Consider the following 20,552-nt stretch of genomic DNA (forward strand, 5'->3'; position numbering starts at 1 on the left):
AAACTACTAATTAAGTGATATCTTAATTAGCGAGAGTGGTCATGTCGTATCAAAATTCGAATCTAGAGCGACGCCGATTTTTAAAACTACTGGTAGGCGCAGGCGCGATAAGCTTGATGCCGGCAAGCTTACCCTCACGCGCTCAGACGCGCGCCAAGGTCGTAATTGTCGGGAATGGCGCTGCCGGTATCTCGTTGGCTAATCGCCTTGTGCAACACCTTTCCGCTGATCAGATAGTATTAGTGGGTGCACGTAAGCGTCACCTGTATCAGCCTGGACAAACTTTGGTGGCATCTGGGTTATGGAAAGCATCTCAAGTCTTATCAACTACAGAGCAATGGCTGCCTCCCGGCATAACCTGGCATGAACAAAATGCCAGTGCGTTTTTACCTGAACAACAAAAAGTTGTACTTGAGAATGGAACGACGCTCAGCTATGACGTACTCGTTGTTGCCATGGGCACCCAACTTAATTACACCCACATTGAGGGAATGGATGAACGTCTTATCGGTCAGCATGGTATTGGTAGTGTTTATCCGGGGCCAGAAGGTGCACTGGCAACGGATACGGCGTTTAAACAGTTTATGAATAAAGGCGAGGGCAAAGCTATATTTACTCTTGCTGAAACTCCCATCAAGTGCGCAGGTGCGCCACTTAAAATGACCTTTACCTCTCTCGCCCGTCTTGAGCAAACTGGCCGGCGTCATGCATTTGATGTGAGCTTCGCCACGCCGTTTAAAGATCGATTGTTTTCGATTCCCGTTTATAACGACTTTGTCATGGCGCGCTTTGGTGACCAAGGGGTAGACATTGCTGATCAGAAAACGTTGATTGGCATCGATCCGACCAACAAAAAAGCACGCTTCTCACTCACCGCAACGGGAAAGACACTAGTCGAAGCGTATGATTATATCCACGTCGTGCCTCCAATGAGTGCGCCCGATGTGATCAAGCATAGTGATCTGGTTTGGAATCAAGGTCCTCATAAGGGCGAATGGATGGCGGCAGACCAATATACGCTACAACATCCCACTTTCCCCAATGTATTTGGCATTGGTGATGTGACCGGTATTCCGCTATCGAAAACGGCTGCAAGTGTAAAAAAACAAGTTCCCATCGTTGAGGCAAACCTCTTAAGTTATCTGAACGACAAGCCTTTAGAGGCTGAGTTCAATGGATATACCTCTTGCCCATTGATCACTGGGTTCGGCAAAGCGATTCTGGCTGAGTTCGGTTACGGTGGCAAATTACTCCCTTCTTTCCCGTTTATTAGTCCAACAGAAGAAACGTGGATGGCTTGGGTAATGAAAGAACAAATGTTGTTACCAGCCTATCAAGCGATGTTGGATGGAAAAATTTAATGGAGGCGGACATGACTCTTGACGCAATTTTTACCGTACTACTGTACTCAGCCGCTCCTTACTGGGGATGGTTATTATTTTTAGTGGGTTTGCCTGTAGTGTCGTTAGTGATTTTTCGTCGCTTTTCTTTGCGCAGCGCCAAGCGCGCTTTTGTGTTCAGTATTGTAGTCGGCCTTGTCTGTGCTCTATCAGCGCCACCGTTAACGGGCTCCTCACTTGCGATGCTTAATGGTGCCGCAGACTGGGTGATGTTAATCATGGTTGCGATAGGTGCGACACTATACACTACGATCTTAGCAGCGATTGTTTTGAAGCCACAATCAACGTCGTTGTTCGACCAACGGGCATGATGATCGTATCGAGCGGTTCATCAACATATTATGCAATTAAATCACTAAACTTTTCCGAGAAATTGATCTATATCTTTGGTTGTTACATAACTGTTAAGAGTGGTGCGAAGCAACCAAAGGAGCGACACAATGGCGTTTTCAGTACAACCCGATTCCATGTTGCCAGACATTGGCGATCATGAGCGCGCGATGGTTGAACAAGAGGTAAAGCTCGCGGTCACCGATGCCAATGGCAAATCACTGGGATATTTAGCGATGGTGCCAGATGCACAGCGCTTTATTACCTTAACCCAAGATAACGCAGAGGCGTTGAGTTTTATCAAAACCCCTTGCAGCGTCAATGCGGGTTATTATCAGTGGTCGTTTTTTTATGACGACATTGAGTATGGCCTGGACTGTTTAATTGAACCTGACAGAAACAAGTGTCGGCTATATGCCAATGATCATGCGGCAGCCGCGCCATCGTGGAAGCTTGTTGATGACGGTGAGCGTGGCTCTTTGATGATGGCAGCCCCTATCTCGGCGATTGGGCCGGGCACGCGTATTGCTGTTACCTCTGATGAAGCCGACGTTCCGAATGTATTAGTTGGGGCGCTTGAAGGCGGCGTGTTGGTGCATGAGCAGCCAAGTTAAATTAGGTTGAACACCGAGTATCTTACCGGCCAGTGCTCTGTCACTGGCTTTTTTATGCCAATCAATCTCACTCTCTAACTGCATGTATTAATTAACTTTCATTTTAGCTGTGAGCAGCATCAAAGAACTGTTCATCAATCATTTTTAGTAAAAAAGTGTTAAGTGCTCACAGATGGCCTACATAAACACTTTGTAAACAAAAAGTTAAAATTGATGCTGCTGATGCAATAGTAAATAATGCTGGTAGGTTGGATAAATAAAGCGATTTTCTCTGCGGAAAAAAGTGCTGTTGATGCATAACTTTATAAACGTGCTTGTTGTTATTTGTAGGCAATTAATTTTTGATACGTTTAACCATTGTAAGGAATACAATATGTTAAAGCATGTACTTAGCTGCTGTATTGCATCAGCATTAGTCGCTGCATCGCCTGCCGCGCTCGCAAAACAGGAAGAGGGTAAACAAGCGATCTCTCAGCAGCAAACGCTAGCGCCACTCGTTGTCGCGTCAGACAAGCAGGGGATTGAAGACCAATACATTGTGGTATTCAAACAACCGATGACGCTCAGCGACGATCCACAAGCGCTACAAACCTTCACTCAGCAGACCGTTTCAAGCATGGTCAACCAACATGCGGTTAAAGTTGAGAAAGTGTTTGATCGCTCGCTGAGTGGCTTTGTAGCCAAATTGACGCCAGAGCAACTGCGCGCGTTGCGTATGGACGAACAAGTGGACTTTATCGAGCAAGATAAGACGATTTCCTTGGACCCGGTAATCACCCCAAACGCCAACCAGAGTAATCCAGTTTGGGGGTTGGATCGCATTGACCAACGTAACCTGCCTTTGGATAACAATTACAGTACCAATTTTGATGGCACAGGTGTGACGGCGTACGTCATTGATACAGGTGTGACAACGTCACATGTAGAGTTTGGTGGTCGTGCTCGCTCTGGCTATGATTTTGTTGATAACGATAATGACGCGTCGGACTGTAACGGTCACGGCACCCATGTGGCCGGCACTATCGGTGGTAGCCAATATGGCGTCGCTAAAAATGTCGACATTGTTGGGGTGAGAGTGCTGAGCTGTAGTGGTTCGGGCTCAACGTCCGGTGTGATTGGCGGGGTTGATTGGGTGGCTGCTAATGCCAGTGGACCATCGGTGGCAAACATGAGCTTAGGTGGTGGTGTGTCTACAGCACTGGATCGTGCGGTTGCCAGTGCGGTGCAATCGGGTGTGAGCTTTATGCTGGCGGCTGGCAATTCCAATGCCGATGCGTGTAACAGCTCGCCGGCCCGTGAGCCAAGTGGCGTCACCGTGGGCTCAACAACAAGCAGCGATAGCCGATCAAGTTTCTCCAACTGGGGCAGCTGTCTTGATGTATTTGCACCAGGCTCGCAAATCAAATCTGCCTGGTATGACGGTGGTTATCGCACCATCAGTGGCACGTCAATGGCGACACCTCATGTTGCCGGTGTTGCGGCCTTGTATTTACAAGAAAACAATAGCCTATCGCCAGCACAAGTCGAGAGCTTAATTAGCAACCGTGCTAGCGTAAATAAAATCAGTGATCCTCGTGGTTCGGTTAACAAACTGCTCTATAGCCAAGCGGATAGCAGTTGTGAGCCTGATTGTGACCCAACGCCAGGGCCAAAAAATGAGCTCAAAAATGGCCAGCCAGTCACGGGTATTTCTGGGGCACAAGGTACGCAGCGATTCTTTTACGTTGATGTTGACGCGGGGCAACGTCTAACGGTCAATATCAGCGGGGGCTCAGGCGATGCAGATTTGTACGTACGCTATGGGGCGAAACCAACTTTAAATAGCTGGGACTGCCGTCCATACAACTACGGCAATAGTGAAGTGTGTACGGTACAAAGCACACAAAACGGTCGCTATCACGTGATGCTTAATGGTTACACTGCTTTTAACGGTGTCAGTGTGACAGCGCGATACTAATGCACTGTCGCTAAGGCGGTCGCGTTATGACCGAAACCGTTTTATGACCCAAGATGACGATAAAGCGCGGCACAAAGCCGCGCTTTTTAGTGGTATTGGCGCAAGCAATCGTATAGCAAGTTGATAAAGCCCTTTCGATCGACGGCCATTGCCACCTCGGTATTGGCGAGATTGCCCGTGACGTGATAGCGGTCGACGACCGTCATTCCAGTGGTTAACGTCCCTTGTGTCTCGACACCCACCCATAGTGATTCACACTCGAAGAGCTCCGGCATCACCAGCCACGCGATGGTGCAGGGATCGTGCAGCGGTGAGCCGTCTAAGCGCCACTTGGGATCGCGGTGATAGCGCATAAAGAAATCAAGCCAACCCGCAACTGTCTGTGCCACGGGATTATCGATGCCACGGATGGAAGCCACATCTTCATCTTTGACTAACGCTTGGTGGGTAACATCTAATCCAAACATGGTGATTGGGATCCCAGCGCGAAACACGCGATCAGCGGCTTCTGGGTCGACATAAATATTAAACTCGGCTGCTGGTGTCCAATTGCCCAAGGTCACACCGCCTCCCATCAGCACAATCTGCTTAATCCGGTTGGTTAAATCCGGGTAGGCGGCCAGGAGTAAAGCCACGTTGGTTAAAGGGCCAGTCGCGACCAAGGTAATAGGCTGGTCAGCGTCTTGAAGTACACTGGCCATTAGGTTAACGGCATTATCAGGATGGGCGTCCATCGTGGGCTCTGGCAGCGCAGGACCATCCAAGCCCGACTCACCGTGAACATTATCAGCAATAATGAGCTCACGGGTGAGTGGTTTATGTGCGCCACCCGCGATAGGGATGTGTGTTTGTTGCAACAAAGTCAAAATGCGTCTGGCGTTGTAAAGGGTTTTATCTGGGGTTTGATTTCCGGCACTGGTGGTGACTGCTTTGATATCAAGCTGGGGGAGTGCACAAGCCATCACCAGTGCAATGGCATCGTCATGGCCGGGATCGCAGTCGATAATAATGGGTTCACGCATAAGCTGGCCTATCGCGGAGTTGGAGAACACGTCGGTCAGCACAGGATAAACGCCTTGCCACTTGCAGCGTGTGATCGTCCTCGCTAATTGCTCACGCGAGCGAAATGTAACAGGTGAATAATTTATCATCAAAAACTGAGAGATGAGTTGTTACACATTGTCAACATGTTGCGAACGAAAATGTGGTTGTTGCATTATTTTGCAAACAATTCAATCAATCTGTCTTTGCTTGATAATTTGGAGGTTTATGTTGTCAATTTGGGGCATTAATAGAGTTATAAACTGCTTTTTAGATTTTAACCTAGATTATGTGACAAGTATTTAACAAAACAATTAGGACATATATCTATTACATTTATGTGATACTTTAAGTTGAACTCGCTACTATGCAACCGCACAAAATATTATAACTAAGAGAGTTTGACGTGAACCAGACTATAGATATCTCCTCAAAAAGTGTATCGCACCGCTGGACCCAACATGATACCCATTGGGCACTCAGCTTGTTCGGTACAGCGGTGGGGGCCGGGATCCTGTTCCTTCCCATTAATCTCGGGATGGGGGGCTTTTGGCCACTCATGATTATGGCCGTACTGGCGTTTCCGATGACGTTTATGGCTCACCGAGGCTTAGCGCGCTTTGTGTTGTCGTCTCGCCACAAAGATGCCGATTTCACCGATGTGGTTGCCGAACACTTCGGCAGCCATGCAGGCCGTTTGATCTCCGTGCTGTATTTTCTTTCTATTTTCCCCATTTTGTTGATATATGGCGTTGGGCTGACTAATACAGTTGATAGCTTTTTGGTTAATCAACTCGGGTGGGCGTCGCCAAACCGTGTCATGCTGTCTGGTGTGCTAGTCGCAGGTATGATTGCGATCATGATGGGGGGCGAGCGCCTGATGCTGCGTGCATTTGCGGCGATGGTTTATCCGCTGGTTGCTATCTTGGCGTTTTTGTCTTTTTACCTAATACCATCATGGCAAGCACCGAACCTCGCTATGCCCGGGATGGGAGAACTGGGCATGAATCTATGGCTCGCCGTGCCAGTAGTGATTTTCTCGTTCAGCCATGCGGCGGCGATTTCTAGCTTTGCCAACATTCAGCGCCGTCACTATGGTGATGATGCCCAAGGCAAGTCAGAGCAAATTCTTAAACGCGCGGGCGTGATGTTAGTTGCCTTTGTACTCCTGTTTGTTTTCTCGTGCGTGTTGACGCTCACCCCGGCACAAATGGCGGAAGCGAAGGCGCAAAATGTGTCTGTGCTCTCATACCTTGCTAATGTCACCCAAAATCCATTTATTGGCACCTTAGGGCCTTTGGTCGCCTTTATTGCTATCACATCATCGTTCTTGGGGCATTTCCTCGGTGCACGCGAAAGTCTGAACGGCCTGGTCACCAAACATAGCAAACTCACTTATAAAAAGGCCGATAAGCTCGGCGTGGTGGTGATGTTTTTTGCTATTTGGTGGTGTGCGGTGATTAACCCCAGCATCCTCGATATGATGGGCGCATTGTCTGGGCCTGTGATTGCGATGATCTTATTTATTATGCCAACGGTTGCGGCCTACAAAGTCAAAGCGCTGTCGCAGTATCGCGGCAAAGCGGGTACTTACTTTATCTTTGTGACAGGTATGCTGGCGATTTCAGCGTTGCTTTATAACCTGATGGGTTAAGTAAACAATATCATCTTGCATGAAAGCGCCCTCGCGGCGCTTTTTTGTATGTTGCAATGTCGTAAGCCCGCTCTCACTGGCTTATCTCGTGCAAAACGGCGCAGTTCTTACCCTGCTTTTTAGCTTGATACATGGCTTTATCGGCATCAACAATTTCACTGTGAGGCATACCATTTGGGTAGTAAGCCACGCCCAAACTCACTGTGACGGGCATAGATGGATGATTAAATAGCGCAAGGCTTTGTCTTGATATCTCGTTGCACAGCAGTTTGCCTTGCGCCACGGCACGCTCAGCGGTAGAAAAATACTGCAGTACGGCAAACTCCTCTCCCCCGATCCTTGCCACCACGGCGTCATTGGGTAATAGACTCCGCGCTGTTTGAGCGACAAAGCAAAGCACTTCGTCGCCATGTGCGTGGCCGAACCCATCGTTAAAGGCTTTGAAGTCATCAATATCGAACACCATCAGGGTTATCCCCTTGACTTCGCGCATTTGGCTATATAGGCACTGATAGAAGTAACGTCGGTTGTGAAGATGAGTGAGAGAGTCAGTAATCGCTTGCGCTTGCAGTAAGTCATTGGCTGCTTGCAGCGCATGCGTTTTCTGTTTAACCGTTCTTTTCAGTAAAAAGATATAGCTAATGCCCACTATCACACCAAAGGCGATTAGCGTTGGTAACAAATACGCGGGATAGACGGTCTCGACATCGTAATATACCCAGCGATTTAATAGCCGCCGCTTGGTTTCATCGTCGAGCCAAGCAAATTTATTATCAACTTGATTGAGTAATGCCGTCTTCCCTTTCGCAAAACCGGCATATAACATTTCTGTATAGAGGTGCCTGACGGGTATAAACAAATTTTGGTTAGTGGTGGTATAAAGGTGATAATTGGCGACTTGCAGATCGGCGACGAATGCTTGGATGTCTGCAGATAACGCTGCATCAAGCATGGCTTGGTTATTCGGGAAGAGCTGTAGCGTTACATCTGGAAATTCGGTTCTCATAAACTCTTCTTCGTACCCGCCTTGCACAACACCGACTGCGTGGTCGGTGTCGCCCGCTAACACATAATCCGCCGATACGCCCGTGAGAGCTTGGCTGAAGAACACTTGCGTATCGATGCTAAAAAGTGGGGTGCCGAAATCCATAAACGCTAACCGTTCTGGTGAGCGAAGTAAGCCTGCGTGAACATCGGCTTGACCGCTTCGCACAGCATCAATCGATTGTTGCCAATCAGTTAGCACAAATTCAATTTGATAGCCGTTACGTTTGCCAAATTCTTTCCAAAAATCAATCAGGATCCCTTTTGGCTCTTGATTGCGGTCAAGATAGGAAAATGGTCGCCAAGCATGCGAGTTCGCCACTTTTAAGACAGGGCTTTGTGGCTTGGATTGTTGGTTTTGCTCAGCGTCAACACTCAGCGTGATGGTCAAGAGGACGCCAATGCTCAGAACCACAACGATGATACGAGTCACCACATATAACACCCCAGAATGCCGCATAAACAACCCTTGAATCTGGCAATGGCTAGAAATGATGGCGCGCAATGCATGCGACCATTACTACCAGTATATGAACAAAACATTGGCAGCTGGGGATAAATGTCACTTTTTCCGCAAAACTGAGAGGGTAGTGCGTTCGTGATGATACACCCGATTGTGGCAATGCCAGCGGCATGAGGTGGCGCTCCGAGCGTTGCTAAGCTGGATGCGCCACATTGTTATCCGTTATTGTTTGGCATCGTGCTCAGCGAGCACACGAGCGTTAACCGTTTGAAACGGATATGACGCAAGGGCGCCAAAACCAGGTATTGTCTTCGCCTTGATTTTGGTATGAAGCGGTGAAGACAGCCCGAGTAAAAAACGTGTCGTTGCCGCGTGACTTGGCGTGGCATCGCAAGCGGCGGCGAAGTGCTGGCACCATGATGATAATGCCTGCACATCGATCGCGGGTAATTCAGGGCGTGGGGGTAGCTGAGCAATATGTCCTTGGCATACCGAACAATGGCCACAAGTAATTGGCGCCGCGTGATCGCCAAAGTAGTCGGCAAGGCGCTGGCTAATACAGGTTGAAGAGGACAATAAAGCTAGTAATTGGTTGATGCGGGCCAGTTCGCTCTCTTCCTTTTTAGCAAAAAGGTTATGTAATTGTTCAGCCTGCGCTTGAACATCAATCTCATGGGGACTGACCGAAAAGACTTGCGTGGCCTGTTGGGTGGCAAGTGATATCCAACCTTGCTCGTGAAAATAGTCCAGTGCCGCTAACGCGCGCTTTCTCTCTGCCCCAAAGCGTTGCCACAGTTGTTGGAAATCCATCTTGTACCAGGTTTTAGCTTTGACCGCGCACGTAAATAGTTGGGCGACAAATTCGCGCCGCTCACCCTGAAATTTAGCCGTAATGGTTTCTGGTGACTCAACGGATTGGAACTTCACATCGGCAAAATAACTGTATTGGCTGGTGATTACACCGGCCATTTCTAAATAAACCAGCAAGGTTTTAAGCGGCAAAAGCCGTATATTATACGTCCGTGATAGACTGTGTAGCATGACTTCCCATTGTTGACCGGCTTGTTTTATTTCTTCCAGTAGCCCCTGGATCGCCGTTTTGTCTGGCGTATCGCCGTAGATAAAATTTTCCAGTACATTCAGGCTCGATTGGTTGGCGAGCACAGTGCACGTTGCCTGGTGGCCATCTCGTCCCGCGCGGCCAATCTCTTGGCTATAGTTCTCGATCGATTTAGGCAAATCAAAATGGATGACACGTCGGATATCAGCCTTGTCGACCCCCATACCAAAGGCGATGGTCGCGACAATACATGGTGATCGGCCCGCCATAAAGGCTTCTTGTATTGATACACGCGTATCGTGACTCATACCGGCATGGTAAGCCGTCGCGGGGATATGCTGGGTTTGTAGCCACTGGGCGACATCCTCGGCGGTTTGCTGCTGGGTGACATAAATGACAGTTGGTAAGAGGGGAGCAGGCTGCAACTGCTCAACCAGCGCTTGCCGTTTTTGATCCTCTTCCACGGCGACCACATTCAGGTAAAGGTTGGAGCGATAAAACCCGGTTAATGTCGTGTTACTTGCTGGGATCGCGAATTTTTTTTGCATGTCCTCGACAACCGCGGGTGTCGCAGTAGCGGTGAGAAGCAATACCTGAGGAATATTTAATTGCTGTCGATAAGCGGGGAGTTTGAGGTAATCGGGGCGAAAATTATGTCCCCACTCAGAGATACAATGTGCTTCATCTATGACCAATAAAGAGATGGGGATAGGGGCAATAAATTGGCGAAAGCGTTCGTTGTTTAACCGCTCGACCGAAATCATCAGGACTTTGATATCACCGCAGCGGATTTGCTCCATCACTTGTTTAGTTTGCTCGGGAGTCTGTGTGGAATCAATGGTAGCGGCGGCAATACCTTTACGGCGCATAAATGCGATTTGATCATGCATTAATGCTAGCAAAGGTGAAATCACTAGGGTTAAGTGGGGCAATTGCGTGGCTGGTAGTTGATAGCACAATGACTTACCTGCACCGGTAGGAAAAATCGCACAGGCCGACTCCCCTTGCATTATCTGAGAAATCACCGACTCTTGTCCTACACGAAATGATGAAAACCCAAAAACGTGCTCAAGTGCCTTGGTCAACATACCGCCTCTCCCCGTTTTTAACCCAGCGTCTTTTATAAATCGAGAAGAGACGGTATCGGTGACACGTTGACGTTGCAAGCACAAGCGATGACGAGTGCGAGCGACTCCAGCATCTTTTTCAAGCGGAAAAGATGTCCTTGCTTGAGGTGACAACCATTACAACGCCTTAACTAATGCGGCGATGTGATCCCAGTTGCGCGCGTCAATCAACTTGGCAGGGACCATCCAAGTGCCACCACATGCAAGCACCGAAGGTAATGCGAGATAATCGCTTACGTTCGCCTCACTCACGCCGCCGGTTGGCATGAAACTCACGGGATACACGGCAGATAATGCTTTTAACATCGCAATGCCGCCTGAAGCTTCGGCAGGAAAAAACTTCAACGTATCCAGCCCCAGCTCCATGGCTTGCTCGACTAAGCTGGGGTTGTTGATCCCAGGGATGATAGGAATGCCGCGTTGCTGGCAATGTTTTACTGTGGTTGGGTTAAGCCCAGGGCTGACAATAAAATCGGCGCCTGCGTCAATTGCGGCGTCGACTTGGGTTGCAGTGAGTACCGTGCCGGCACCAATCAGCATATCGGGATAGGCATCGCGCATGAGACGGATAGCACGGGCGGCCGCGTCAGTGCGAAAGGTAATTTCAGCGCACGGTAGGCCGTTATCGACCAAGGTTTTTGCTAGCGGCACAGCATCATCCGCATTATTAATCGCAATCACTGGCACGATGCGAATTGCCTTAAGGCGTTGATTCAGTTCAGTCATGGGGATTCCTTTACAGTAAAACGCTTAATAGCGCTACGATAACAAACGCAATGGTCCCGAGCAGGGTTTCCATCACAGTCCAAGTTTTAAGTGTGGTTTTTTCATCCATTTCGAGTAGGCGCGATACCAACCAAAAGCCCGAGTCGTTGAAATGCGATAAAACGGTCGCCCCACCAGCAATCGCGATGACAATAAAGCACACATCCAGTTGGGATAAACCCACAGTATGCGATACGGTGGGTGCGATAAGTGCGGCCGTGGTGGTGAGAGCAACGGTGGCAGAGCCTTGTGCAACGCGCAAGCAGGTAGCAATAACAAATGCGGCCAATATTATCGGCATGCCCGTGTCTGACAGCATGGTGGCGAGTGCTTGACCGATACCGCTCGCGCGCAAGACGCCACCAAACATGCCGCCCGCGCCAGTGACCAAAATCACCGCACAAATTGGCGCTAACGAATCGGTACACAGTTTTTCCATTTTACTTTTGCCCAGTTTTTGGCCAAAGACCAACAAGCAAGTTAATAGGGTGATCAGCAGTGCGACCGGGGTTTTACCTAGCATACGCAAGAAGCCGACCCATTGATGTTCACCGTTGACCATGCCAGCCACACTGAGTGCGTTCAGACCCGTATCGAGGAAAATGAGCAGTACAGGGAGCAGTAAAATCATCAACACAGTTGAAAAGGCAGGGTAATCCTTTTTGCTTTTAAACATGACTTCAGTGTTTAAAAAAGCCTTTGCGAGCGGAATGTTGAACCTCTTGCCTGCATACAGTCCGAATAAGTAGCTACCCAAATACCAAGTAGGAAACGAAACCAGAAGCCCAACGACTAAGAGCAAGCCCATGTCTGCGCCGAGTAAATCTGAGGCTGCAACGGGACCGGGATGTGGGGGGACAAAGGTATGCATAACTGCAAACGCCCCCGCAACCGGCAAGGCGTATTTTATCGGTGAGCCACCCAAGCGTTTTGCGACGCTAAACATGATGGGCATCATTACAATCAGCCCCGCGTCGAAAAAGATAGGAAAGCCAAAGAGCAAAGAAGCAATACCGAGTGCTAACGGGGCACGTGCTTCGCCAAACCGAGCGATCAGCGTATCGGCCAAGACATTCGCACCGCCGGTGACTTCGAGAATTTTGCCTATCATGGCACCCAGCCCGACGAGTAAGGCAACTGATGCGAGGGTATTGCCAAATCCTGTCATCATGGTTGGCACCACGTTATCGATCGGGATTCCGGTGGTGAGTGCAGTGGCCAAGCTGACCAACGTCAGCGATGCAAAAGCATGTACCTTAAGTTTCATTATTAGTAGTAATAACAATGCGATAGCGCCCAGTGCTATCAAGAGCAGAGTCGTTGGCTCAGGGCTTTGTGCGAGTAGTTCCATGGCTCACCTCTTCAGACTAAGATGTTTTGTGTCAAACGTCACAAAGTTAAAGGTTACCGGTAACATGTTACCGGTAACCACACTAAGATAAAGACAATTATTAAATGCATGACCAAAAATGAGATCTGGTTAAAATCTCGCTAAGGAGTTGGTATGGCAATTGGTAGTGTGATTGTGATGGGCGTGAGTGGTTCTGGAAAAAGTACGCTAGGCGTGAAATTGGCACAGCGCTTAGACGCCAAGTTTATCGATGGTGATGATTTACACCCACGCGCAAATATCGAGAAAATGGCATTGGGACAGCCTCTCAATGATAGAGATCGAGAGCCTTGGCTCGAACGGCTCCGTGATGTCGCGTTTAGTTTGGAGCAAAAAAACGAATTCGGTGTCATCGTTTGCTCTGCGCTTCGACGTCAATACCGAGATAGGCTTCGTGAGGGAAATAAGAGCGTCACTTTTCTTTTTCTAGATGGTAGCTATGAGTTAATTCTTGAACGTATGCGAGCGCGTAAAGGCCACTTCATGAGAACCGAAATGCTTGACAGTCAATTTGCCGCTTTAGAAAAACCGACGGGGATTGAATCAGACGTGATTTCTGTTGATATCAACCGAGATATCGAATCCTTAACAAAATACGCAGCGTGTCTCATTACTCGTCAGCAAGAGGTGGCTTGATGGTGCACTCTAACGTTGAAGCGGTGACTAAAGAGCTACGCCAACGCAGCGAGTCTGCGCGCACCGCGTTTTTACGCCAAACTCAGAGACAAGCCGATATGGGAAAGACGCGTGCAAGCTTGTCTTGTGGCAATATCGCGCATGCGGTGGCCGCATCGTGCCAGCAAGATAAACAGCACATGCTGGATATGACTACCGCCAATGTGGCAATTATCAGCGCTTATAACGATATGCTTAGCGCGCATGCGCCCTATGCTGACTATCCCGATCAGATCAAAGCTGCTCTGCAGCCTTTGGGCCATACGGCGCAAGTGGCAGGCTGTGTGCCCGCGATGTGTGATGGGGTGACGCAAGGTCAGCCGGGGATGGAGATGTCGTTGTTTTCACGTGATGTGATTGCGCAGGCGACTGCGATATCGTTAAGCCATAATGTCTACGATGCCACACTGTTGCTTGGCGTATGCGATAAAATTGCACCGGGGCAACTGATGGGTGCACTTGCCTATGCGCACTTACCGACTTTATTTGTGCCCTCCGGCCCGATGTCCACAGGTACAACCAACGAGGAAAAAGTGGGGGTACGTCAAGCGTATGCAGCCGGTGACGTCGGTAAAGAGGCATTATTGGCGATGGAATGTCAGGCCTATCACAGTCCGGGGACCTGCACCTTCTACGGCACGGCCAACACCAATCAACTGGTGCTTGAAGCTATGGGGTTAATCCTCCCCGGCGCCGCGTTTGTCGCCCCGAACTCGGCGTTGCGCCACGCGTTGACTTGCTATGCGGCGACAGCGTTAGCATCCCAGTGTGCGGGAAGTGCGACTTACCGACCACTCTGCGATGTGGTGACGGAAAAAAGCGTCATCAATGGTGTGGTTGCGTTGCTGGCTTCAGGCGGCAGCACCAACCATACCATCCATTTGGTGGCCATGGCGCGAGCAGCAGGAATCATCCTGACGTGGGAAGATATTGATACATTGTCCCATGTGGTTCCGTTACTGACTCGAATGTATCCTAACGGCCCGGCTGATATTAATGCTTTTGAAGCCGCTGGAGGCGTCCCAACGTTGATGGTGCACTTACATGCGCTTGGGTTATTACATGACGATACCTTACCTGCCGTCGGCCAATTTAGCGATCAATTGACCACACCACGATTAGACCAGGGGCAGCTTGTTTGGGAACCTGCCGCACCATCAACCGACACAGGGGTTATAGCGGCTTCCGGCTCGCATTTCAGCTCAACCAGTGGATTACGCATGCTCTCTGGCAATATGGGCAACGCGGTGATCAAAGTCTCCGCGGTGGCTCCCGCACATCGCGTGGTTTGCGCGCCTGCGCGAGTGTTTGACTGTCAGCACCAGGTTGAGCAGGCCTATCAAAGAGGGGAGTTCAACCAAGACGTGGTTGTGGTGGTACGTTTCAATGGCCCAGCCGCTAATGGCATGCCAGAGCTTCATAAACTCATGCCTATTCTTGGTAATGTGCAAAAGATGGGATATCAGGTTGCTCTAGTGACAGATGGACGGTTATCGGGGGCGTCAGGTAAGGTTCCTGCCGCTTTGCACGTCTGTCCAGAAGCCATGCATGGCGGTGCGCTGGCCGTTATTAAAGATGGCGATCTGATCACATTGGATGCCAATGCTGGCGTATTGACCTGTCATGCTGACTTATCCCTGCGTCCTGTGACAGAACCGCCCCAAGCGACCAATACATGGGGACGTGATTTGTTTGCTGCGGCGCGTCAGCAGGTGTCACGCGCTGATGAGGGGGCGACGTATTTATTTCCTTCACCGCGTGCATAAGCCATAGTGTGTCATCGCACGGTGTATTTCGTTGATGCGTTATGTCACATAAATGGGCTAATACTTGGCGAGATAATGAGGGCAGCACACTACCGGTTGTGATACAGCAAGCGAGATGATGGTTTCGTAAACGCCTGGACTTAGCCGTGGAATGTGAGGCGCTAAGGGGCGACCTTTCCACGCAGGGCTTTAGTTTGGCTCTTACGTTTTTTAGCATCCACGCGGCGTCGTTGTGAGGCCTTGGTAGGTTTGGTGGGTTTACGTTTTTTCTGCTCTACCATCGCGCCTTTGATCAACGCCTGTAAGCGCTCTAGCGCGTCTTCTCGGTTTAGCTCTTGGGTGCGGTAGTTTTGCGCTTTTATCACCACGACACCGTCTTTAGATATACGTGAATCAGACAGAGCCATTAAGCGGGCTTTGTACGCATCAGGCAATGATGAGGCTTGGATATCAAAGCGCAAATGAATGGCGCTCGATACTTTGTTGACGTTTTGCCCGCCTTTCCCTGCCGCGCGGATAGCTGTGAGCTCAATCTCATTGTCGGGAATCGCCACCTTATTCGATAGAATGAGCATTCAACCTCTCATGCATGAAGAAAGGGCGCAGTGTACACAGACTAAGGCCTGCGGCGCAAATAGACCGGCAGGCCAGAGTGGCTGAATCTGCGCGTTAGGGGAGATCAAACACCAGTGCTTGGCTGGTTTCGTTGCCCTTATTGCTAAAGGTTACGTGATGGATATCTTCAATCTTTGCGCCATCGCCGGGAGCCAGAGATGTCGTTTCAACGTCGAGCGTGCCCGCGACTTGATGTACATAAGCATGGCGTCCTGCCTCCAAAGGCAAGGTAACCGATTCACTGGGCGGTAGAATCAGCTGTAGCAAACGCGCATCTTGTTTGATGCGTAAGGTGCCATTTTCTCCGGCTGGGGTCGCGATGACGGTAAAGCCAGCCTGCTTACCAAAATCTTTTTGCTGATAACCCGGCTCCCCGCCTTGCTCATTGGGCTCAATCCAAATTTGTAGAAAGCGCAAGGCTTGGGTTGATGAGGCATTATACTCGCTATGATAAATACCGCGCCCAGCCGACATCAGTTGGAACTCGCCAGCCGGTAGGGTTTGTCGGTTGCCTTGACTGTCTTTGTGCTCTATTTCCCCTTCCAGCACCAGACTGATGATTTCCATATCACGGTGTCCGTGGGTATCAAAGCCTGCGGCGGGCGAGACGATATCATCATTGATCACACGCAGTGCAGAGAAGCCCATATGATGGGGATCGTAATAGCTACCAAATGAAAAAGTATGGCGGCTTTGTAGCCAGCCAAAGTTGGCCTGACCGCGATCGCTGGCATGACGTACTGTGATCATAATGCTTTTCCTCACTGATTCGATGTTGAACAGCGGTGACGCTGAACAATAAATGCAGTGTAGAAACAAAAACGCCGTGCGAACACGGCGTAACATTGAGCATCTTGTTCTAAAAAGCTGAATAACCCTGGCTTAAAAACGCACTACAAGGTTTTGTGTGGTCCAAAGCACTCATAATGGAACTGTTCGTCAGGCACGCCAAGCTCGCGAAGTTGCGCTTGAATATGGCGCATAAAGCCAACTGGGCCGCAGAGATACACCTGTACCGCGGCTGGGCTGAACGTATCGCTTACCGCAGTGAGATCCATCCATCCGGTATGATCAAAGTCTTGTCCAAGCGTATCCGTGGGTTGAGGTTGGTTATACCAAATGTGCGTCTGAATATGCGCGTGCTGACGCGCGAGGGTGCGGACAGAATGATTGAAAGCATGCAGTTTGCCGTTCTCGGTAGCATGCAGCCAAGTGACGGGCGCGTCATGTTCGGTCAGGCTTTCCAGCATCGCCAACATTGGCGTTACGCCCACCCCGCCAGAAATTAATACCACGGGTGCATCTTGATCCACGTTCAGTTTGAGATCGCCCGCTGGTGGGGTGAGCATCACAGTGCCTCCAACGGCCAACTCATCATGTAAGTAATTGGAGACCTGACCTTGTGGCTCCCGTTTTACCGAGATCTGATAATGCTGGCCGTTAGGCGCATGTGACAAACTGTATTGGCGAATTTATTGATGTTCAAAGCCGGTATGATTCACGACAATGCCAATGTATTGCCCGGCCGTAAAAGGTGCGACGGGCTGTCCGTCTTGAGGGGCAAACACAAAACTGGTGACCTGTTCACTCTCGGGGCGTTTTTCAATCAACGTAAATGCTCGCTGCCCTTGCCAGCCACCGATTTGGGCGTGGCTATCGTCATAAAGCTGTTGCTCTTTGGCGATAAATACATCCGCGAGCACTTGATAGGCTTCAGCCCACGCATCGAGCACGGCTTGTCCCGGCGAAAGTAGCTCATCAATGGTGGCCAATAAATGCTGACCGACAATCGGATAGTGCTCAGCTTGGACCAGCAAGCTGGTGTGTTTGTGAGCAATCTTCTCTACCGCACCCAATAAGGCAGGCAAGTTGTCAATGTTCTGTGCATAGGCACAAATCGCGTTAAACAGTGCTTCCCGCTGATCGCCATTTTGCTGATGGCGGAGGTTAAAAATGTCCTTTAACTCGGGGTGATGGTGGAACAGCCGTTGGTAAAAGTGGGTTGTGAGCTTCGGGCCAGTTTCGGCGAGCACAGGGGCAGTTGATTTAACAATATCAATGGTTTGTTGGCTTAACATTAGCGTCTCTATAAACATGTATATTTAATGCATGTTTTAAGTTGTATCTCAAATATATCTTTTAATCAATAGAAGACTTACAATTTGGCGTAGAAGCAAGAGGCACATATGCAACTAACCAGCTTTACAGACTACGGACTTCGCACGTTGATTTTTCTGGCCTCCTTGCCAGAGGGTGAGCTCACCAACATTACCGAGGTGACACGCTTGTTTGGGGTGTCGCGCAATCATATGGTGAAAGTCATCAACCGTTTAGGGCAGTTGGGATATATTCAAACGGTGCGCGGAAAGAACGGGGGGATTCGTCTACTGCAAGCGCCGACCGCGATCACGGTGGGGCAAGTCGTACGCGATCTTGAACCGTTGGAACTCGTCAATTGCTCGGTTGAGTTTTGTCATATCACTCCAGCGTGCCGCTTAAAAGAGCGTTTAGCGAAAGCCAAACAAGCCTTTTTAAAGGAGTTGGATGCATGCACCATCGATGCGCTTATCAACGACAATCGCGAGTTAATGATCCTGCTAACCCGCCCCTAAATGTGCAAGGACCGCACTAAGTAGAGCTTATGGCCAATTCCGCTTCAACACACACCGCCTCGACACCATCTGCTTCAAGTCGCAACAGTAAAAATCTGACGGTTCTGTGGGAGCTGATAGCGTTTATTCGTCCTTATCGCTGGCAAGTGAGTGCGGCCTTGCTGGCCTTAGTGTTTACTGCATCACTAACGCTGTCGGTTGGACACGGCGTTCGGCTTTTGATTGACCAAGGCTTTGCGCAGCAATCACTGGTTGAGCTGGGGAATGCGGTACAGTTTATTTTGCTGATCACGGTATTAATCGCGATCGGCACCTTTTTCCGATTCTATCTGGTGTCGTCAGTGGGTGAGCGGGTCAGTGCCGATATTCGCCAAGCAGTGTTTGAGCATGTGATTGGCTTGCATCCGAGCTATTTTGAAACCCATGGAAGTGGCGAAATCATGTCGCGGATCACCACAGATACCAGCTTGCTGCAAAATATTATCGGTTCCTCCTTCTCCATGGCGATGCGCAGTGCGCTGATGTGTGTGGGCGCCATCATCATGCTGTTTGCCACCAATATTAAATTGACCTTGATTGTGCTGGCCTCCGTGCCTTTTATTTTGGTGCCAATACTTATCTATGGCCGTCGTGTGCGGGCGTTGTCGCGGCAAAGCCAAGATTCGATGGCAGATGTAGGCAGCTATGCCGGTGAAGCCATCACCAATATTAAAACCGTGCAAAGCTTCGCGGTAGAAGATCACGCTAAAGCCGCATTTGGGCAAGAGGTGGAGCGTGCCTATCAGATTGGGCGCGAGCGCGTGAAACAACGAGCCATTCTTATTTCCGGCGTGATCGTGATTGTGTTTAGCGCCATTACTGGCATGTTATGGGTCGGTGGTCGCGATGTGATTCAAGGTACTATGTCAGCAGGGGATCTGGGTGCCTTTGTATTTTTCGCCATCATGGTTGCCTCTTCGATGGCTACCTTGTCGGAAGTGATGGGGGAGTTGCAACGCGCGGCAGGCGCGACGGAGCGCTTGGTGGAACTGTTGCACGTGCAAAGCCATATTCGCACTCCTTCTACCTCACCGATTGCCGATGCCCAATCACTGAGCAATGATATTCGCTTTGACGCGGTGCATTTTCATTATCCCACGCGTCCCCATCAAGCAGCGATTGATACGCTGAACCTTGTTATTCAGCCCGGTGAAGTCGTGGCGTTAGTTGGGCCGTCGGGAGCGGGGAAAACCACCGTATTTGAATTACTGCAACGTTTCTACGATCCGCAATCAGGCGCGATTATGCTGGGCGGACAAGATATCCGCAGCTTGTCCCCGCAAGCGTTGCGCCAACAAATGGCTCTGGTGCCACAACAACCCGCCCTGTTCAGCGATGATGTGATAGGCAACATCCGCTACGGCAGGCCAGATGCCAGTGAGCAAGCCGTGAAAGAGGCGGCGATTCAAGCGCACGCTGATGCTTTTATTCAGCAATTACCGGATGGTTATCACAGCTTTTTAGGTGAACGAGGCGTGCGGCTTTCGGGCGGCCAACGGCAGCGAATTGCGATTGCCCGCGCAATTCTTAAGGACCCACGGATTTTATTGCTCGATGAAGCGACCAGTGCCCTTGATAGCGAAAGTGAGCATGCGGTGCAGCAAGGCTTGGCGGCTTTAATGCGGGACCGCACTACCCTGATTATCGCCCACCGCTTATCAACCATTCAGCACGCTGACCGCATTGTCGTCATGGATCAAGGTAAGCTTGTTGATGTAGGCAGCCATACCGACTTGCTGGCACGCTGCCCGCTGTACCAGCGCTTGGTAAAACGGCAGTTTAGCCATGTCTCAAATAGCTAAGCGTTGTTTTCCAATTCTTTGATTTGTTTGTCAATCTTTTCTGCTTCTTCGGTGAGCAATGAATAACCACGGATGTCGCCGTTGCGCTGCGCCTGAAAGGCTTGTTGCTGCTTAGCTTCGTACTGCTTTTTAAGCTTTTTAACCGGATTCGGCTTTAAAAATGAGAGCATGTCGCGTCCTTTGTTGATAACTGACATG

The 20,552-nt window shown here is 49.8% G+C and carries 17 protein-coding genes and 1 pseudogene; 9 read left to right on the top strand and 9 right to left on the bottom strand.

Translation table 11 applies throughout. From position 1 onward, the window contains the following. The first annotated feature begins 41 nt into the window (after positions 1-41). The 4 genes from WN56_RS14585 (at position 42) to WN56_RS14600 (ending at position 4,301) form a co-directional block, all read left to right on the top strand. Positions 42-1,361, top strand: coding sequence for an NAD(P)/FAD-dependent oxidoreductase (locus tag WN56_RS14585; RefSeq protein WP_046075688.1), 1,320 nt, complete (start codon positions 42-44; stop codon positions 1,359-1,361). An 11-nt stretch (positions 1,362-1,372) separates the two neighbouring features. After that, on the top strand, positions 1,373-1,711 hold the full coding sequence (locus WN56_RS14590; RefSeq protein ID WP_131828019.1) for a hypothetical protein: 339 nt from the start codon (positions 1,373-1,375) through the stop codon (positions 1,709-1,711). 129 nt (positions 1,712-1,840) lie between these two features. Then, a complete protein-coding gene (locus tag WN56_RS14595) occupies positions 1,841-2,344 on the top strand; it encodes a hypothetical protein (protein ID WP_046075690.1) in 504 nt (167 codons plus the stop codon). 373 nt (positions 2,345-2,717) lie between these two features. After that, entirely contained in the window at positions 2,718-4,301 is a 1,584-nt protein-coding gene (locus WN56_RS14600) for a S8 family peptidase (protein WP_046075691.1), read from the top strand. A gap of 86 nt (positions 4,302-4,387) precedes the next feature. Here WN56_RS14600 and rihA read toward each other — a convergent pair whose 3' ends face one another. Further along, positions 4,388-5,323, bottom strand: coding sequence for a pyrimidine-specific ribonucleoside hydrolase RihA (gene rihA / locus WN56_RS14605; protein WP_046076034.1), 936 nt, complete (start codon positions 5,321-5,323; stop codon positions 4,388-4,390). A 425-nt stretch (positions 5,324-5,748) separates the two neighbouring features. Here rihA and WN56_RS14610 point away from each other — a divergent pair, with 425 nt between their 5' ends. After that, complete coding sequence (locus WN56_RS14610; protein ID WP_046075692.1) at positions 5,749-6,996, top strand: aromatic amino acid transport family protein; 1,248 nt, start codon at positions 5,749-5,751, stop codon at positions 6,994-6,996. 73 nt (positions 6,997-7,069) lie between these two features. On the opposite strand, the gene WN56_RS14615 is transcribed toward WN56_RS14610, so the two are convergent. The 4 genes from WN56_RS14615 to WN56_RS14630 all read right to left on the bottom strand — a co-directional run bounded on the left by WN56_RS14615 (position 7,070) and on the right by WN56_RS14630 (position 12,806). Further along, positions 7,070-8,500, bottom strand: coding sequence for a transporter substrate-binding domain-containing protein (locus WN56_RS14615; RefSeq protein ID WP_052708120.1), 1,431 nt, complete (start codon positions 8,498-8,500; stop codon positions 7,070-7,072). Positions 8,501-8,725: 225 nt separating this feature from the next. Next, entirely contained in the window at positions 8,726-10,651 is a 1,926-nt protein-coding gene (locus WN56_RS14620; protein WP_046075693.1) for an ATP-dependent DNA helicase RecQ, read from the bottom strand. Positions 10,652-10,807: 156 nt separating this feature from the next. Further along, the gene (locus WN56_RS14625; protein WP_046075694.1) at positions 10,808-11,416 is read right to left on the bottom strand and encodes a bifunctional 4-hydroxy-2-oxoglutarate aldolase/2-dehydro-3-deoxy-phosphogluconate aldolase; all 609 of its coding nucleotides are present in this window, start codon (positions 11,414-11,416) and stop codon (positions 10,808-10,810) included. 10 nt (positions 11,417-11,426) lie between these two features. Then, positions 11,427-12,806 carry a GntP family permease gene (locus WN56_RS14630; RefSeq protein ID WP_046075695.1) on the bottom strand — a complete coding sequence of 460 codons (1,380 nt, stop codon included), beginning with the start codon at positions 12,804-12,806 and terminating at the stop codon, positions 11,427-11,429. A gap of 153 nt (positions 12,807-12,959) precedes the next feature. Here WN56_RS14630 and WN56_RS14635 point away from each other — a divergent pair, with 153 nt between their 5' ends. Further along, entirely contained in the window at positions 12,960-13,481 is a 522-nt protein-coding gene (locus WN56_RS14635) for a gluconokinase (RefSeq protein WP_046075696.1), read from the top strand. Next, positions 13,481-15,286 (top strand): phosphogluconate dehydratase, encoded by a 1,806-nt coding sequence (edd, locus tag WN56_RS14640; protein WP_046075697.1) that lies wholly within the window; start codon positions 13,481-13,483, stop codon positions 15,284-15,286. The genes WN56_RS14635 and edd overlap by 1 nt, the downstream gene beginning before the upstream one ends. A gap of 161 nt (positions 15,287-15,447) precedes the next feature. On the opposite strand, the gene arfB is transcribed toward edd, so the two are convergent. The 3 genes and pseudogenes from arfB to hmpA form a co-directional block, all read right to left on the bottom strand. Beyond that, entirely contained in the window at positions 15,448-15,861 is a 414-nt protein-coding gene (arfB, locus tag WN56_RS14645) for an alternative ribosome rescue aminoacyl-tRNA hydrolase ArfB (protein ID WP_046075698.1), read from the bottom strand. A gap of 94 nt (positions 15,862-15,955) precedes the next feature. Beyond that, positions 15,956-16,651 carry a pirin family protein gene (locus tag WN56_RS14650; protein WP_046075699.1) on the bottom strand — a complete coding sequence of 232 codons (696 nt, stop codon included), beginning with the start codon at positions 16,649-16,651 and terminating at the stop codon, positions 15,956-15,958. 143 nt (positions 16,652-16,794) lie between these two features. Beyond that, positions 16,795-17,979: pseudogene (hmpA, locus tag WN56_RS14655) on the bottom strand (NO-inducible flavohemoprotein). 108 nt (positions 17,980-18,087) lie between these two features. Here hmpA and nsrR point away from each other — a divergent pair. Both nsrR and WN56_RS14665 read left to right on the top strand, forming a co-directional pair. Continuing rightward, a complete protein-coding gene (gene nsrR / locus WN56_RS14660; RefSeq protein WP_046075700.1) occupies positions 18,088-18,513 on the top strand; it encodes a nitric oxide-sensing transcriptional repressor NsrR in 426 nt (141 codons plus the stop codon). A gap of 29 nt (positions 18,514-18,542) precedes the next feature. Then, positions 18,543-20,354 carry an ABC transporter transmembrane domain-containing protein gene (locus WN56_RS14665; protein ID WP_046075701.1) on the top strand — a complete coding sequence of 604 codons (1,812 nt, stop codon included), beginning with the start codon at positions 18,543-18,545 and terminating at the stop codon, positions 20,352-20,354. Here the strand turns inward: WN56_RS14665 and WN56_RS14670 are convergent. Further along, positions 20,351-20,524: a DUF6435 family protein gene (locus WN56_RS14670; protein ID WP_106407173.1), complete on the bottom strand. Its 174-nt coding sequence runs from the start codon at positions 20,522-20,524 to the stop codon at positions 20,351-20,353. The two genes, WN56_RS14665 and WN56_RS14670, sit on opposite strands and share 4 nt — an antisense overlap. Positions 20,525-20,552: the final 28 nt, after the last annotated feature.

Source organism: Salinivibrio sp. KP-1 (genome assembly GCF_000968645.1).
Lineage (GTDB): Bacteria > Pseudomonadota > Gammaproteobacteria > Enterobacterales > Vibrionaceae > Salinivibrio > Salinivibrio siamensis.

Excerpts from the sequence above, each read along its gene's own strand:
- WN56_RS14585 (WP_046075688.1), top strand. The coding sequence starts at position 42 with ATGTCGTATCAAAATTCGAATCTAGAGCGACGCCGATTTTTAAAACTA.
- WN56_RS14590 (WP_131828019.1), top strand. The coding sequence starts at position 1,373 with ATGACTCTTGACGCAATTTTTACCGTACTACTGTACTCAGCCGCTCCT.
- WN56_RS14595 (WP_046075690.1), top strand. The coding sequence starts at position 1,841 with ATGGCGTTTTCAGTACAACCCGATTCCATGTTGCCAGACATTGGCGAT.
- WN56_RS14600 (WP_046075691.1), top strand. The coding sequence starts at position 2,718 with ATGTTAAAGCATGTACTTAGCTGCTGTATTGCATCAGCATTAGTCGCT.
- rihA (WP_046076034.1), bottom strand. The coding sequence starts at position 5,323 with ATGCGTGAACCCATTATTATCGACTGCGATCCCGGCCATGACGATGCC.
- WN56_RS14615 (WP_052708120.1), bottom strand. The coding sequence starts at position 8,500 with ATGCGGCATTCTGGGGTGTTATATGTGGTGACTCGTATCATCGTTGTG.
- WN56_RS14620 (WP_046075693.1), bottom strand. The coding sequence starts at position 10,651 with ATGTTGACCAAGGCACTTGAGCACGTTTTTGGGTTTTCATCATTTCGT.
- WN56_RS14625 (WP_046075694.1), bottom strand. The coding sequence starts at position 11,416 with ATGACTGAACTGAATCAACGCCTTAAGGCAATTCGCATCGTGCCAGTG.
- WN56_RS14630 (WP_046075695.1), bottom strand. The coding sequence starts at position 12,806 with ATGGAACTACTCGCACAAAGCCCTGAGCCAACGACTCTGCTCTTGATA.
- WN56_RS14635 (WP_046075696.1), top strand. The coding sequence starts at position 12,960 with ATGGCAATTGGTAGTGTGATTGTGATGGGCGTGAGTGGTTCTGGAAAA.
- edd (WP_046075697.1), top strand. The coding sequence starts at position 13,481 with ATGGTGCACTCTAACGTTGAAGCGGTGACTAAAGAGCTACGCCAACGC.
- arfB (WP_046075698.1), bottom strand. The coding sequence starts at position 15,861 with ATGCTCATTCTATCGAATAAGGTGGCGATTCCCGACAATGAGATTGAG.
- WN56_RS14650 (WP_046075699.1), bottom strand. The coding sequence starts at position 16,651 with ATGATCACAGTACGTCATGCCAGCGATCGCGGTCAGGCCAACTTTGGC.
- nsrR (WP_046075700.1), top strand. The coding sequence starts at position 18,088 with ATGCAACTAACCAGCTTTACAGACTACGGACTTCGCACGTTGATTTTT.
- WN56_RS14665 (WP_046075701.1), top strand. The coding sequence starts at position 18,543 with ATGGCCAATTCCGCTTCAACACACACCGCCTCGACACCATCTGCTTCA.
- WN56_RS14670 (WP_106407173.1), bottom strand. The coding sequence starts at position 20,524 with ATGCTCTCATTTTTAAAGCCGAATCCGGTTAAAAAGCTTAAAAAGCAG.